The 13,720-nt window shown below is 39.4% G+C and carries 12 protein-coding genes and 1 tRNA gene; 1 reads left to right on the top strand and 12 read right to left on the bottom strand.

Annotated features, from left to right (window positions below):
* Position 1: 1 nt before the first annotated feature.
* The 4 genes from D778_RS08490 to D778_RS08505 form a co-directional block, all read right to left on the bottom strand.
* A complete protein-coding gene (locus D778_RS08490) occupies positions 2-1,249 on the bottom strand; it encodes an NAD(P)/FAD-dependent oxidoreductase (protein WP_007649687.1) in 1,248 nt (415 codons plus the stop codon).
* A 435-nt stretch (positions 1,250-1,684) separates the two neighbouring features.
* Positions 1,685-2,695 (bottom strand): 4-hydroxyproline epimerase, encoded by a 1,011-nt coding sequence (locus tag D778_RS08495; protein ID WP_007649689.1) that lies wholly within the window; start codon positions 2,693-2,695, stop codon positions 1,685-1,687.
* A gap of 1 nt (position 2,696) precedes the next feature.
* Complete coding sequence (locus tag D778_RS08500) at positions 2,697-4,280, bottom strand: aldehyde dehydrogenase (NADP(+)) (protein WP_007649690.1); 1,584 nt, start codon at positions 4,278-4,280, stop codon at positions 2,697-2,699.
* Between the two features lie 104 nt (positions 4,281-4,384).
* Positions 4,385-5,299, bottom strand: coding sequence for a dihydrodipicolinate synthase family protein (locus tag D778_RS08505; RefSeq protein WP_040491946.1), 915 nt, complete (start codon positions 5,297-5,299; stop codon positions 4,385-4,387).
* A gap of 148 nt (positions 5,300-5,447) precedes the next feature.
* Between D778_RS08505 and D778_RS08510 the strand changes: the two genes are divergently transcribed.
* On the top strand, positions 5,448-6,299 hold the full coding sequence (locus D778_RS08510; protein ID WP_007649692.1) for an AraC family transcriptional regulator: 852 nt from the start codon (positions 5,448-5,450) through the stop codon (positions 6,297-6,299).
* A 68-nt stretch (positions 6,300-6,367) separates the two neighbouring features.
* Here D778_RS08510 and D778_RS08515 read toward each other — a convergent pair.
* The 8 genes from D778_RS08515 to D778_RS08550 all read right to left on the bottom strand — a co-directional run bounded on the left by D778_RS08515 (position 6,368) and on the right by D778_RS08550 (position 13,636).
* Positions 6,368-6,442 (bottom strand) — tRNA-Val (locus D778_RS08515).
* A 65-nt stretch (positions 6,443-6,507) separates the two neighbouring features.
* Positions 6,508-7,722 carry a bifunctional folylpolyglutamate synthase/dihydrofolate synthase gene (locus D778_RS08520; RefSeq protein ID WP_040491916.1) on the bottom strand — a complete coding sequence of 405 codons (1,215 nt, stop codon included), beginning with the start codon at positions 7,720-7,722 and terminating at the stop codon, positions 6,508-6,510.
* Positions 7,722-8,615, bottom strand: a complete 894-nt coding sequence (locus D778_RS08525; protein ID WP_007649694.1) for a hypothetical protein — start codon at positions 8,613-8,615, stop codon at positions 7,722-7,724. The genes D778_RS08520 and D778_RS08525 overlap by 1 nt, the downstream gene beginning before the upstream one ends.
* A gap of 6 nt (positions 8,616-8,621) precedes the next feature.
* Complete coding sequence (locus D778_RS08530) at positions 8,622-9,014, bottom strand: ExbD/TolR family protein (protein WP_007649695.1); 393 nt, start codon at positions 9,012-9,014, stop codon at positions 8,622-8,624.
* Positions 9,014-9,715, bottom strand: coding sequence for a MotA/TolQ/ExbB proton channel family protein (locus D778_RS08535; RefSeq protein WP_007649696.1), 702 nt, complete (start codon positions 9,713-9,715; stop codon positions 9,014-9,016). Before D778_RS08535 ends, D778_RS08530 begins: the two co-directional genes overlap by 1 nt.
* A 54-nt stretch (positions 9,716-9,769) precedes the next feature.
* The gene (gene nhaD / locus D778_RS08540) at positions 9,770-11,164 is read right to left on the bottom strand and encodes a sodium:proton antiporter NhaD (RefSeq protein WP_007649697.1); all 1,395 of its coding nucleotides are present in this window, start codon (positions 11,162-11,164) and stop codon (positions 9,770-9,772) included.
* A gap of 12 nt (positions 11,165-11,176) precedes the next feature.
* Complete coding sequence (locus D778_RS08545) at positions 11,177-12,403, bottom strand: Glu/Leu/Phe/Val dehydrogenase dimerization domain-containing protein (RefSeq protein WP_007649699.1); 1,227 nt, start codon at positions 12,401-12,403, stop codon at positions 11,177-11,179.
* A 165-nt stretch (positions 12,404-12,568) separates the two neighbouring features.
* Positions 12,569-13,636, bottom strand: a complete 1,068-nt coding sequence (locus D778_RS08550) for an anhydro-N-acetylmuramic acid kinase (protein WP_040491948.1) — start codon at positions 13,634-13,636, stop codon at positions 12,569-12,571.
* Positions 13,637-13,720: the final 84 nt, after the last annotated feature.

The raw sequence follows: 13,720 nt of genomic DNA on the forward strand, positions 1-13,720 counted from the left end.
TTTAAAAAGTTCTATCTGGATGAAACGGATTTAAATCTAAAATGGTTTTTTTATCTGAAATAACCTCAGAAACCAACTTCCCGGTGGCTGTTCCCATACTCCAACCCATCATGGCATGCCCTGTGGCTATGGTTAAGTTATGGCATTTTGAAGATTTACCTATATATGGCAAACCATCAGGGCTAACTGGACGTAAGCCTGAAGCGGCATCCTTTTTTTCTGCCTGGGACAAAGTGACTTCTGGATAATAGGAATGGGCTGCCTTGGCTATGGCTTCCACCCTCACCTGATTGATACTGTCGTTTATTCCAGCTATCTCCATAGTGCCTGCAAAACGTGTAAACCCATTCATGGGTGTTACAGCCACTTTGGCTTCCGCTAAAATGGAAGGAATGCTAATACCTGTATCTTGATGGGTATTGATGCGATAGCCCTTTCCTGCTTGAAGCAATAATTTTAATCCTAATTTTTTGCTTAATGTGGCACTCCAAGAACCTGCAGACAAAACAAATTCATCAGCTTTTAAGCTTTGATTCTGAGTTTGAACAGCTTCAATTTTTCCGTTCTTGATAACAAGGTCCTCAACCTTTTCATTTGAAAAGAAAGTGACTCCTACGGCCTTTAAATGTCCTTTCATCTCTGTCATAAACTCATGGGGAGTCGTGTGGGAATCACATTTATAATAGGTTGCACCTTTAACGTTTAACCTGGCATGTGGCTCTATAGTTTTTAAATCTTCTTGGCTCATTTCCCGGACGTCCAAACCTTCGCGCTTAGCCAAATGAGCTGTTTCAATTTCTTCCTCCAACATCTTGTCGGTTTGACACAACATGAGCAAACCCTTTTTTTCGTAATGAAACGTAAAATGTTCCTCTTGTTTAATGTCATCATACAAATCCTGACTTAACAAAGTAATGGCCTTAATGGCCGGAATGGCTTTATTGACATGATTGATATGACAAGATTTATTAAAAGCAAGGGTCCATTTAATGAAGTCTGGGTCCAAACGAGGTTTTATATATAAAGGACTTGCTGGGTTAAGCATCCATTTTAAGCCTTTTTTCATGACTCCTGGAGCAGATAGTGGCACCAAATGACTAGGTGACAAATAACCTGCATTTACATAAGAAGCCCCAGCATCCATATTCGATTGATCGATGATGGTCACCTGATGGCCTTCCTTTTGAAGATAATAGGCAGAACACAACCCGATGATGCCTCCTCCGATAATGATTACTTGTTTTGACATTGAGTTATTGACTTGATGTATTATGTAATTATTCCGTTTCTTACTTATTTAGTTTAATAATTGAATATTTTTTTTATTTTTAAATATTCCAAAGATTCACTTATTAAAGGTATTAAATCTTCTTCTGAAATCTATTTTGTATCGTTTAAAATTTCTATGGGGAAAATGGCTTAACAGCTTCTTTAAAAAACTATTGAAATTTTAGCAAAAGATGCTTTTTTTAAGCGAACCAAACAAGCATCGCTATCATGTGATACTGTCAAGGGAATTGATTTAATAATTTGATATGCTATCACTTTGGTTGCCTCAATTTTTATGCTATCATAAATAACACAACATCTACAGCCTATTTTTTGTTCTATACTTTAACTTTTCAACAAATTCTGACTTAAGCATCTTTAAATGATTTTAACAATTCATTAAATCATTGACATTTTAAATCACCTGAAAACCATACGCATAAGGATCATCTTCTGGATCTATGCTAATGGTATTATGCCCATAAATCTTAGCCCAACCCTGTATGCTAGGAATAATGGCCAAGGTCCCATCTAAAATGGTTTCTTTTTCCACACGTCCAACAAACTTGCTTCCTATAAAACTCTCGTGAACAAAATCTTCTCCAATCTGCAAATGTCCTTTAGCATATAATTGGGCCAATCTTGCTGAAGTACCTGTGCCACACGGACTCCTATCGATGGCTTTATCTCCATAAAACACGGCATTTCTTCCAGAAGACCTTGGGTCAATTGGTGTACCTGTCCACAACATATGCGTCACATCTTTAATGGTTTCATTTTCTGGATGAACAAAACGGTTGGGATAACTTTCATTGATACCTTGTCTGACCACTTGTGAGTATTGTATGATTTTTGAAGCAGAAAAATCCTGCACTCCCGAAAAATTCTTTTGTGGATCTACTATGGCATAGAAATTTCCACCATATGCCACATCAAAAGTAATTTCTCCCAATTCCGGACAATCAATGGTCAAGCCTTCGGCTGCCAAATAACTTTTTACATTGGTTAGCTTTACCCAATCCACCTTGGTTCCTGTTTGCTGATATTCAATTTCAACCAAACCAGCTGGAGCTTCCATTCTAATTTTTCCAGGAATTTTTGGGATTACCAACCCCTCCTCTATAGCAATGGTAATAGTACCTATGGTACCATGACCACACATGGGCAAACAACCAGAGGTTTCTATAAACAAAATGGCAAAATCGTTTTCTGGATCGTGCGGAGGATATAGAATACTTCCACTCATCATGTCGTGACCACGAGGCTCAAACATAAGTCCTTTCCTAATCCAATCATATTCTTTTAAAAAATGCTGACGCTTTTCGCTCATGGTCTTTCCAACCAAGTCTGGGCCTCCTTCTTTAACAACTCTTACCGGATTGCCACAGGTATGCGCGTCTATGCAAACAAAAGTGCTTCTACTCATTTTATATGCTGTCTGTGGTTTGTTTGTTATTGACCAAACGGGAAATTTTTAAAGGATTTTCGTTCTTTAAAGCAGCTGGCAACAAATCATTGGGCCAATCTTGATAACTAAACGGTCTTACCCATCGTTTAATGGAATGTATACCAACGGCTGTAAAACGGCTATCGGTAGATGCTGGATAAGGACCTCCATGAACCATGGACGGACAAACCTCTACTCCTGTAGGCACACCATTATATATAATGCGTCCTACACGATTTTTAAGGGCCTCTATGACGTCAGGATACTGCGAAGCTTCGTCGCTTTCTGCAATTAATGTTCCTGTTAATTGACCTTCCAATTTCGAAATAATTTGCTCCAATTGTTCGGCATTTTCACATTGAACCACCATGGAATAGGGCCCAAACACCTCTTGATGCAAGGTCGTGTTTTTTAAAAATGTAGCTCCTTCAACTGTGGTAACGGTTTGTCTGGCATAATTTGATTGTACTTCTGAGTCATATTCTGCCACAACAGTTAACTCTGGTTGTGACAAGGCTTTTTGCCTGTTGTTTTCATAAGCCCCTATAATGTTTGGGTGCAACATGCAAGATGGCTCTATCTTCACAATTTCATCAGATAAATCCTGGATGAATTGTGTTAGTTCATCGCCTTGAATACCTAACAACAACCCTGGATTGGTACAAAACTGACCCGTTCCCAATGTAATGGATCCTGCATAAGTTTTAGCCAGCGCTTCGCCTCTATGTCTTAAAGCTTTTGGAAGCATTACCACAGGATTGATGCTTCCCATCTCAGCAAAAACTGGAATGGGTTCTTCACGTTTTGCAGCTAAATCATATAAAGCGCGTCCTCCACGAATACTGCCTGTAAATCCAACAGCCTTAACTTCTGGATGGGACACCAATTGCATGCCCACCTCTATGCCACTACTGTTTAAATTTGAAAAAACGCCGTTTGGCATACCCGTTTTTTCGGCTGCTTTAATGATGGCCGAAGCTACCAATTCCCCTGTTCCAGCATGCATGGGGTGTGATTTAACTAAAACTGGACAGCCTGCTGCCAAGGCAGCAGCCGTATCTCCACCAGCAGTTGAATAGGCCAGGGGAAAGTTACTGGCTCCAAATACAACCACTGGCCCCAAAGGCACCATCATTTTTCTAATATCCGATTTTGGCATGGGTTGCCGTTCTGGCTGGGCCGTGTCTATGGTGGCTTCAACCCAAGACCCTTCCTGGACCAACTCGGCAAAAGATCGCAATTGCCCTACCGTTCTTCCTCTTTCTCCCATGGCACGTCCTTCTGGCAAACCGGTTTCGGAACAATATGTTGCAATCAATTCGGAGTCCAGTGCCATGATTTCGTCTGCTATCGCATTTAAAAAGGCCGCTTTCTGCTCCCCAGAAATGTTTCTGAAAGTTTTAAATGCTTGAGAAGCTAAAGTCACGGCTGCATTTATCTCCTCCTTGGTCGCTTCAGTATAAACAGGCTGGTTTTCAATATGTAACTGTGGATTAAACGTTTTATATGTTTTGGTTCCTGTGGCAGTTAATTGATTCCCAATATAATTTTTTCCTGATATCATAAGATTTATGTCATTCCTGTAAAGACAGGAATCTTTTTATTGATTTAAATTTTGAATTCCACAACACCTGCGAAATAACAAAACCTAATTATTAATAATTTGTTTTAAATGTTTTTATAATCTGGAAGTGTGGGTCTGTTTTTTACACCTTCTTCAATCACTTTTAAAACATGCTGGCGTTCATCACCTATTAAAGGCAACCTTGGTGCACGAACATGTTCCGTTCCAATTCCAGTGGCTACTTCTGCCAATTTTATATTTTGTACTAATTTAGGGTTTATATCTAACTCTAACAAAGGCATAAACCATCTATAAATATCTAAAGCTTCTTTTAGCCTGCCTGCTTTTTGAAGTTTATAAATAGCTACTGTTTCTGCAGGAAAGGCACAAACCAAACCAGCTATCCAACCGTCAGCTCCCAATAACAAACTCTCAAGGGCTATGGTATCTACTCCTGTCATGATTTTTAATCGGTCGCCAAAACGGTTTTTGATTCGTGTAATGTTGGTCGTATCCCTTGTCGATTCCTTTACAGCTTCAATATTGTCACATTTTAACAGTTCCTCAAACATGTCCATTGTCACTTCAATTTTATAATCCACAGGATTGTTATAGACCATAATTGGCAACGACGTGTTATTGGCCACAGCTTTAAAGTATTCCACGGTTTCCCTATCTCCAGATTTATAGCGCATAGGTGGTAACATCATCAAACCATTGGCTCCATCATCTTCTGCTTTTTGCGCAGCATGAATGGCGGCTTTGGTGGTTTGCTCTGCAATGTTTATCAAAACAGGCACTTGCCCTTTTACAATATCTACAGTGGCTTGCGTTAACTGGCGTTTCTCTTCGTCCAGTAAGGTGCTCGCTTCCCCTAAAGTTCCTCCAAGTACAATGCCATGAACTCCGGCTTCCAGTTGGGCCTTAATATTAACTTCAAACATGTTTAAATCCAATTCGTCTGTTTCTGTAAACTTGGTTGTAACTGCTGGCATAACGCCTTTCCATTGAATACTCATAATTTCTGTGTTTTTTGTTAATACAAAATTAATTTGGAAACCTGTAGTTATATAACCCATATTTATCCAGTTATAATATTATATTATCCATTTATTATTAATTAACACATAATTAGCTTAATTTTGTATGTGTATTAAATTATATAAGATGAAAGTCCTTCCATTTAAAATCCCCAAACCTGAATTGGCCGCCTTAATTTATCAAGTGGATAAAGAAGCTTTCTTTTATGATAAACTTCATCAACATGAAGAAATCCAATTGAGTCATATCGTTGAAGGTGAAGGCACTCTTATTGTGGGCGACAGTATCAATTATTACAAGCCTGGCGATGTGTTGGTTATTGGCAGTCAAGTTCCACACGTATTTCAAAGCGATCAAGAACAATATCAACAATCACACATGGTTTCTTTATTCTTTACGGAAACCAGTTTTGGAAAGACCTTTTTTGAATTGGAAGAACTTATGGAGTTACAAGTGTTTTTCAATAGAGCCAAACAAGGTTTTAAAGTGACTTCCAATCACGAAAAAATAATTGCGCTGTTTAACGACATTGAGACAGCCACGAAATTGGAGAGATTTATCATCCTCATGCAATTGTTAAAACATGTTGTAAATAGCGATTACAAAAGTCTCTCCTCTTTTATTTATGAAAAAAATTATTCGGTTGTTGAAGGGGAACGTTTAAGGGATGTGTTTGATTATACCATGAACAACTACCACCAAGACATAACCTTGGACGCTGTTGCCAATGTAGCAAACATGACCAAGAATGCTTTTTGCAAATACTTTAAGAAATATACCAACAAAACCTATGGGGCATTTTTAAACGAGTTGCGCATAGAACATGCCTGTAAACTCATTTTGTCCAAAAAAAACCATACCATTTCCGATGTGGCATATAAAGTGGGCTTTAACAACATCTCAAATTTCAACAGACAGTTTAAAAAAGTAAAACAGGAAACACCCTTGAGTTTCAAAAAAAACAACGCGTTTCAATAAAGCTCCTAAAAGAGTTGTTGCTGGAATAAAAAAAATCCACACTAAAAGTGTGGATTTTCTATATAAAGTGGGCGCGAAGGGATTCGAACCCCTGACCCCCTGGGTGTAAACCAGGTGCTCTGAACCAACTGAGCTACGCGCCCTTTCGTAATTGGATTGCAAATATAAATTAGTTTTCCATATTGCAAAAGCTTTTTTGAAAAAAAAATTAAATTATTTCTGCTACCACAAACGTGCTGCCTCCCACATAAATCAAATCCTTGTTCGTGGCTTCCTTTTTGGCTGCCATGAATGCTTCATTTACACTTAGATAGCTATTGCCCACAAACCCTTCTTTTAAAAATGCCTCTGCCAATAAATCGGCATCCATACCTCTTGGAACATTCGGTTTACAGAAATAATAAGTGGCTTGTTTAGGCAATAGGTCTAAAATACCTCCCAAATCCTTATCATTTACAACTCCAAAAACCACATGCAAGTGTTGAAACGGTTCTTCTTCCAACTGTTTTACTATGTATTTTAAACCTTCTGTATTATGGGCAGTATCACAAATAATTTTGGGCAACTCTTGAAGCACTTGCCACCTACCTTGCAAACCGGTATTTTTTACAACATGCAATAAGCCTTTTTTTATTTGCTGTTCAGAAACTGAAAAGCTGCTCTTTAAAACCTGTATGGTTTGTAGTACGGTTTTGATGTTCTTTTGTTGATAGCTTCCTTTTAAATCGCTTGGATACACCTCTTGGATCAAAGCATCTGCAAAATAAATATCACTTTGCTGCCTGGTTGCCACCTCTTTAAAAACGTGTTTGGTTGCCTCCTGCGTTTCTCCTATAACCACTGGCAGGTGTGGCTTGATAATACCTGCTTTTTCAGATGCTATCTGTTCTAAGCTAGTTCCCAAAAATTGGGTATGATCCAAACCAATGTTGGTAATAACCGAAACTACTGGTGTGATAATGTTGGTGGAATCCAACCTGCCTCCCAAGCCAACTTCTATAACGGCCACATCTACTTGTTGCTCCTTAAAATAATCGAAGGCCATCCCTGAAGTCATTTCAAAAAAAGATAAATTCCGGGATTCCAAAAAACGGCTGTTCCTTTTAATAAACCCAACAACAAAGGCTTTGCTTACCACTTTGCCATTTACTTTAATGCGTTCCCTAAAATCCTTTAAATGTGGCGAAGTAAACAAGCCTACCTGATAACCTGCTTCCTGTAAAATGGAAGCCAACATATGACTGGTAGACCCTTTCCCGTTGGTACCTGCTACATGGATGGTTTTAATGTGTTGTTGCGGATTGTTTAAATGTTCGGCTAATAAAAGGGAATTTTTTAAATCTGCTTTGTAGGCCGATTGCCCTTGTCGTTGATACATTGGAAGTTTGGAGAACATCCAATTAACAGTATCTTGATATGTCATTATTGCCCTAAATTGAAATTTACCTTTACGAAGCCTATTTGTTTGGCTGGTGCTTTATTGTCTGCGCGCCATTTATGGGATAAGGCTATTTTTTTTGCTGGCTCCAACAAGCAGGCAGCTGTGTTGGTAGTGCCTTTAACACCCGGAATGGCTTCAATAACATCGCCATTTCTATTGACAACGATTTTTACGATAACCATACCAGATTCATTGCAATCTTGCTTATAGACTTTTTTTGTAGGAGCTCCACGCCCTTTTAATCCGTAACCTACACCTCCAATGCCAGAACCTGGCTCCCCAAAATAACTTGCAGCATACGGATCGCCATCCAACTGCCCTTTATCTCCTGCTTTGTTATCGTTGCCTTCGCCTCCAGTATCTTGGCCTTCCGACTTACTGACACCTCCTATTAACGCGTCCAGCTTCTTCTTTTTAGCTTCTTTCTCAGCTTGCTCTTTGGCTATTCTATCAGCTTCTGCTTTAGCCTTTGCTTCTGCTTCTGCCTGCGCCTTGGCTTTGGCATCTGCCACTTGTTTTGCTTTTGCCTCAGCCTCTTTCTGTTTTTTTATGGCTATGGCTTCTTCGTTATCTGCAGTTAAAACATCTTCGACCTTGGTCTTGGATACTGCTGCCTCTGGCTGCTTTTGTTCCGGCTGTTTTACCGTTTCCTGAGGCTGTTCCTTTACTTCCCTTGGTTCCGACTTAACTGGCTTTGTTGGTTGTACATCGCCACTGCCAAAATCTGTGGTTCCAAAGTTAACGGCAACACCATATTCCTCTGGTGGATCCATATATTGCGTACCAACCACAAACAACAACAAAATAATCAATACAGCAATAAGGGCTGTTAATTTCGCTGAATTACGTTCGTGTATGGTTTCAAAATACTTCATCTAACTCTAATTTGGTTTTACAGCCAAAATGACCTTGAATTTGTTTCTATTGGCAATATCCATCACCTTTACAACATGTTCCACAGGAACAGATTTTTCTGCCCTTAAAACCAAAGTCGGCTTTTCTTCGTTGGATAAAACAGCTATAAGTTCAGACTCCAGCATGCTTTCCCCTACTCGTTTTTGATCGATATAATAGGTCAGGTCTTTTTTAATGCTCACGGCAACCGATTTTTTATTTTCGGTTTTTCCACTGGCCTTTGGCAACAAAATATCTATGGCATTGGTAGTTACCAACGTGGAAGCCAACATAAAAAAGATAAGCAACAGGAATACAATATCTGTCATGGACGACATATTGAATTCTGGCGTGACTTTATTTCTTCCTCTTAAATTCATTAAATAGGTTCGTTTAAGTGATCTAAAAATTCTAAGGAATTCGCTTCCATTTGATACACTACTTTATCTGTTTTAACCACCAAATGATTGTAGGCTATATAACCTATAATCCCAACTATCAATCCAGCAACGGTTGTGGTCATGGCGGTATACAAACCATCGGCTAAAAGCTTGATGTCTATTTGCCCTCCTGAATTGGCTATTTCAAAAATGGAAAGGATCATCCCTATTACGGTTCCTAAAAACCCAATCATAGGCGCTGCCCCAGAAATGGTTGCCAAAACACTCACATTTTTTTCCAGACTGTAAATTTCCAAACGACCGGCATTTTCAATGGCAGTATTGATATCTTCCAAAGGTTTCCCTATTCGCGTAATGCCCTTACTAATAAGTCTGGATACAGGCGAATTTACCTGGGCACACAACATTTGTGCAGAATCTATTTTCCCATTGGAGACATGGTCCTTGATCTGGTTCATAAAATTGGCATCTATTTTGGAAGCTGCCTTGATGGCAAATAACCGTTCAAAATAAATATAAGTGGCAACAATCAACAACACAAACAAGATGGTAATAATGATCATTCCAGCTGTTCCTCCACTCGTTATCAACTCGATAATGGACAAGGTTTTTTCTACAGATTCACCATCGTTAAGCAACTCGGTTCCTTCTTGTGCGTCTTGTAAAAATAAATGTATCATATGTTTTTATTCTATTATTACGTTAATAACGTTTGTTTGTGCTTTAAATTATAATTAGAAAATGGTTCTGGTAAACATAAAGGCTACGGCCCCTACCAAGAAGCCTACCAAAGCCAACCAAGAGATTTTTTTCAAATACCAGAAAAAATCTATTTTTTCCATTCCCATGGCAACTACTCCTGCTGCCGATCCAATGATCAACATACTTCCTCCCGTCCCTGCCGAATAGGCAATAAAATGCCACAATTCATTATCAATAGGTTCCGAAAACATACCCAAACTAGCTGCTACCAATGGCACATTGTCTATAACGGCCGAGCCTACACCCAATAACAACACCACTAAATCCGAAACGCCCTCATGATGCAACTCGGTTCCCAACATAGGCATATGCTCTTGCAAACTGGTTGCAAAACCAAACAAGATTCCTAAAGATTCCAAGGCTGCAACTGCCATTAATATCCCCAAAAAGAAAAGGATACTTGGCAATTCTATTTTGGATAAAGACGCATGCACCGGACTGTGATGCCCTTGGTGGTCGGCATTCTCATCCGTATCAAAAGACAAGGCAAATTTAGAGTTACTGTACAGTTCTGCAAAAATGGCCACAACGCCCAAAGCCAACATCATGCCTACATAAGGAGGTAAATGGGTAATGGTTTTAAAAATTGGCACAGAAACAATACCTCCCAACCCTAAGTATAACATGGTTGCGCTAAATTTGCTTTTTGGCTTATCGGTATCTTCTTCCACATGCTCAAATGTCCCTTTGAAAACCGGAAGGAATGAGGCAATAAACGTAGGTACCAACATACACAATAAAGAAGGTATAAATAAGTATACAAACAAATGTCCTGTTGTAACCTTCTTCCCTATCCACAACATGGTCGTGGTTACATCTCCAATTGGAGACCAAGCTCCTCCAGCATTGGCTGCTACAACTATTAAACCTACATACCAAATACGGGAATTTCTGTCGTGTACCAGTTTCTGTAATATGGATATAAGTACAATGGTGGCTGTTAGGTTATCGATAATGGCCGAAAGGAAAAAAGCCAAAAAAGCAAAAATCCATAAAATGCGTTTCTTGCTTTTTGTTTTCACAAAGCTCTTTATGGTAGCAAAGCCGTCAAAATAATCTATAATTTCAACTATGGTCATGGCTCCCAATAAAAAGACTAATATTTCAGCTGTTTTACCCAGATGGTGCAAGAGGGTCTCTTCCATTAAATGCATCTTTTCCTCATGGTTCAACAACCCAAAATTCTCCAACAAACTATGTTGTGCAGAATCGAACCATTGGGTAAAATGATCCAGCCCCAAAGCTATTAAAGCCCAACAAATGGCCATCATAACCAAAGCAGGAATAAGTTTATCTATTTTTAAGTTGTGTTCTAAAGTAATGGCCAAATAGCCCAGTACGAATACTAATATGATGATTGTTTCCATAAAAATGAACTGTTAAATAAGTTGGCTAAGTGCAATTTCGAATGCAGTTTCGCTGATATCGGTTTTAGAATTGTTTTGATTGTATACGTTTTGAATGGCTTTTCTAATGGTATTCGAAGTGTCGTTAAAAATGGCTTCATCGGTCATTTGAACACGAGCTTCCATAAAATAAGCAAATACACGAGCCATTCCACAATTGGAAATAAAATCTGGAATCAAGCTTACGCGCTTATCTGTATGCTCCATAATGGGTCCAAAAAATATTTCCTTATCTGCAAAAGGCACATTGGCACCACAGGAAATCACTTCCAGGCCACTATCTATCATTTGGTCTATTTGCTGTCTGGTTATCAATCGGGAGGCTGCACAAGGAGCAAATATTTCAGTTTGCATGCCCCAAATCTTTTCATTGATCTCATCAAAAGGGATTACCTGGTCTGCAACCAGCGTATTCCCTGTTTTGGCTAAAAACAAATCGGTGATTTCTTCAAAAGTAAACCCTTCTTCACGTATCAAGCCTCCTGTAATATCTATAATCCCAACCACCTTGGCACCCATTTGTGCCAAATAAAAAGCGGCTGCTGCTCCTACGTTCCCAAAACCTTGAATCACGGCCTTCTTTCCTACAACAGTGCCCCCATAGATGTCATAATAGTGCTTTACGGCTTGGGCAACCCCAAAACCTGTAATCATATCCGCTATGGTATATTTTCTTTTAACACTGGGTGAAAAGTTCGGGTTTTCAATAACCTTGATAACCCCTTGCCTCAACTGGCCAATTCGGTTTATCTTATCGGCTTCTGTAGGTTTGAAATGTCCCGTAAAAACCCCTTCCTGTGGATGCCAAACCCCACTTTCTTCAGTAATAGGGATCACTTCATGGATTTCATCCACATTCAAATCCCCTCCTGTTCCATAGTAACTTTTCAACAAGGGGGAAACGGCTTGGTACCAACGTTCCAATACCCCTTTTTTCCGTGGATCTTTTGGATCAAAATTGATACCGGATTTGGCGCCTCCTATGGCAGGACCGGACACGGTAAATTTTACCTCCATGGTTTTTGCCAAAGACAAAACCTCATTCATATCCAAACCTTTGCGCATACGCGTGCCTCCTCCTGCTGCACCTCCCCTTAGGGAGTTTATCACAGTCCACCCTTCGGCATCTGTTTCTGGGTCTTTCCAATTAAAAATTATTTCTGGTTCTTTGGCTTCGTACTTTTGAAGAAGGTCTTTCATCTGGTGAGAGTCATTTTTTAAATCAATTGAAGAAAATTGAAAAATTAAAACCACACATAATAAGTGAACTTTTAATGAGACAATATTTCATTCGGATGGTTAATTATTAAATGTGAAAACAAATATAAAAAACAAATAGCCTTTCTTATTAAAATTATAATAATTTTAATGATTAAAAATGATTCCGGAACTATGGTCCTGCTTTGCTCCTGTCACACTACTTAGGCAGTTGACGGCTCCTCTTAGTTTTAAAACCCCTAAAAACCCAAATACCAGGGCTTCTTTAAAATTTACCAAGGCCTTGTCTGGAACCACCAAACTGTTGGAGGTCCTGGCTTGAATTTGATGAATTAAAAAACGATGGTAAGCGCCTCCTCCCGTAACCAAGACGGTTGCCTCCTGAGCTTTATTCAGTTCGGTCGCTATTTGTGTGGCTATGTGTTCCACAAAGGTCCTTAAAACAGTCGCTATGGGCAACTGGAAACTATCTATTAAAGGAAAGACCTGCTGTTTCACCCATTCCAACCCCAAAGATTTTGGAGCTTCCTTCTTATAAAACTCCAACCCGTTCAAATGCTGCAACAACTCTTGATGAATGTCCCCTGTGGAAGCTATCTGGCCTTGATCGTCATAGGCCAATCCCAATGAAGACACATAGTGGTTCAATACAATGTTCACTGGACAAATATCGTACGCAATACGCTGTTGCTGGTTTTCGGTGGAGACATTGGCGAAGCCTCCCAAATTCAAACAAAAATCATAATCGGAAAACAACAAAGCATCACCTATGGGAACCAAAGGAGCCCCTTGCCCTCCCAAAGCTACATCCTGGACCCTAAAGTTGCACACCACAGGCAACTGAAGAAGTTCATACAACTCTGGTAAATTCCCAATTTGATAGGTCAAGCCCTTTTCGGGTTGGTGCAAGGCAGTATGCCCGTGCGAACAAACAGCATCAAGCGCCTTGAGCTTGTTGGCAGCTATAAAATCCTGAATAAAGCCTGCCAGATACTCGGTGTAATCTTTATCTATCTGCTGTAAATCTTCCATGGATTGAGATACCAAATCCTTCAATACAGCTTGCCAATAGGCAGAATAAGGCTCTGTATGGGCAGCCTCTATATGGTAAGTCCAGGAACCATCATCAAGGCTAAACGAAGCAGCCACCAAATCCACCCCATCCAAAGAGGTTCCAGACATAACTCCTACAACGCGATATTGGGTTTTATTCATATCCTGTAAAAATAACAATCCGTTTTGAAAAAATGCCAATAAAAAAGTATCTTTGTGCACTTTTAAATAATACTACAATTACAA

This window comes from Xanthomarina gelatinilytica (genome assembly GCF_000348685.1).
Taxonomy (GTDB): domain Bacteria; phylum Bacteroidota; class Bacteroidia; order Flavobacteriales; family Flavobacteriaceae; genus Xanthomarina; species Xanthomarina gelatinilytica.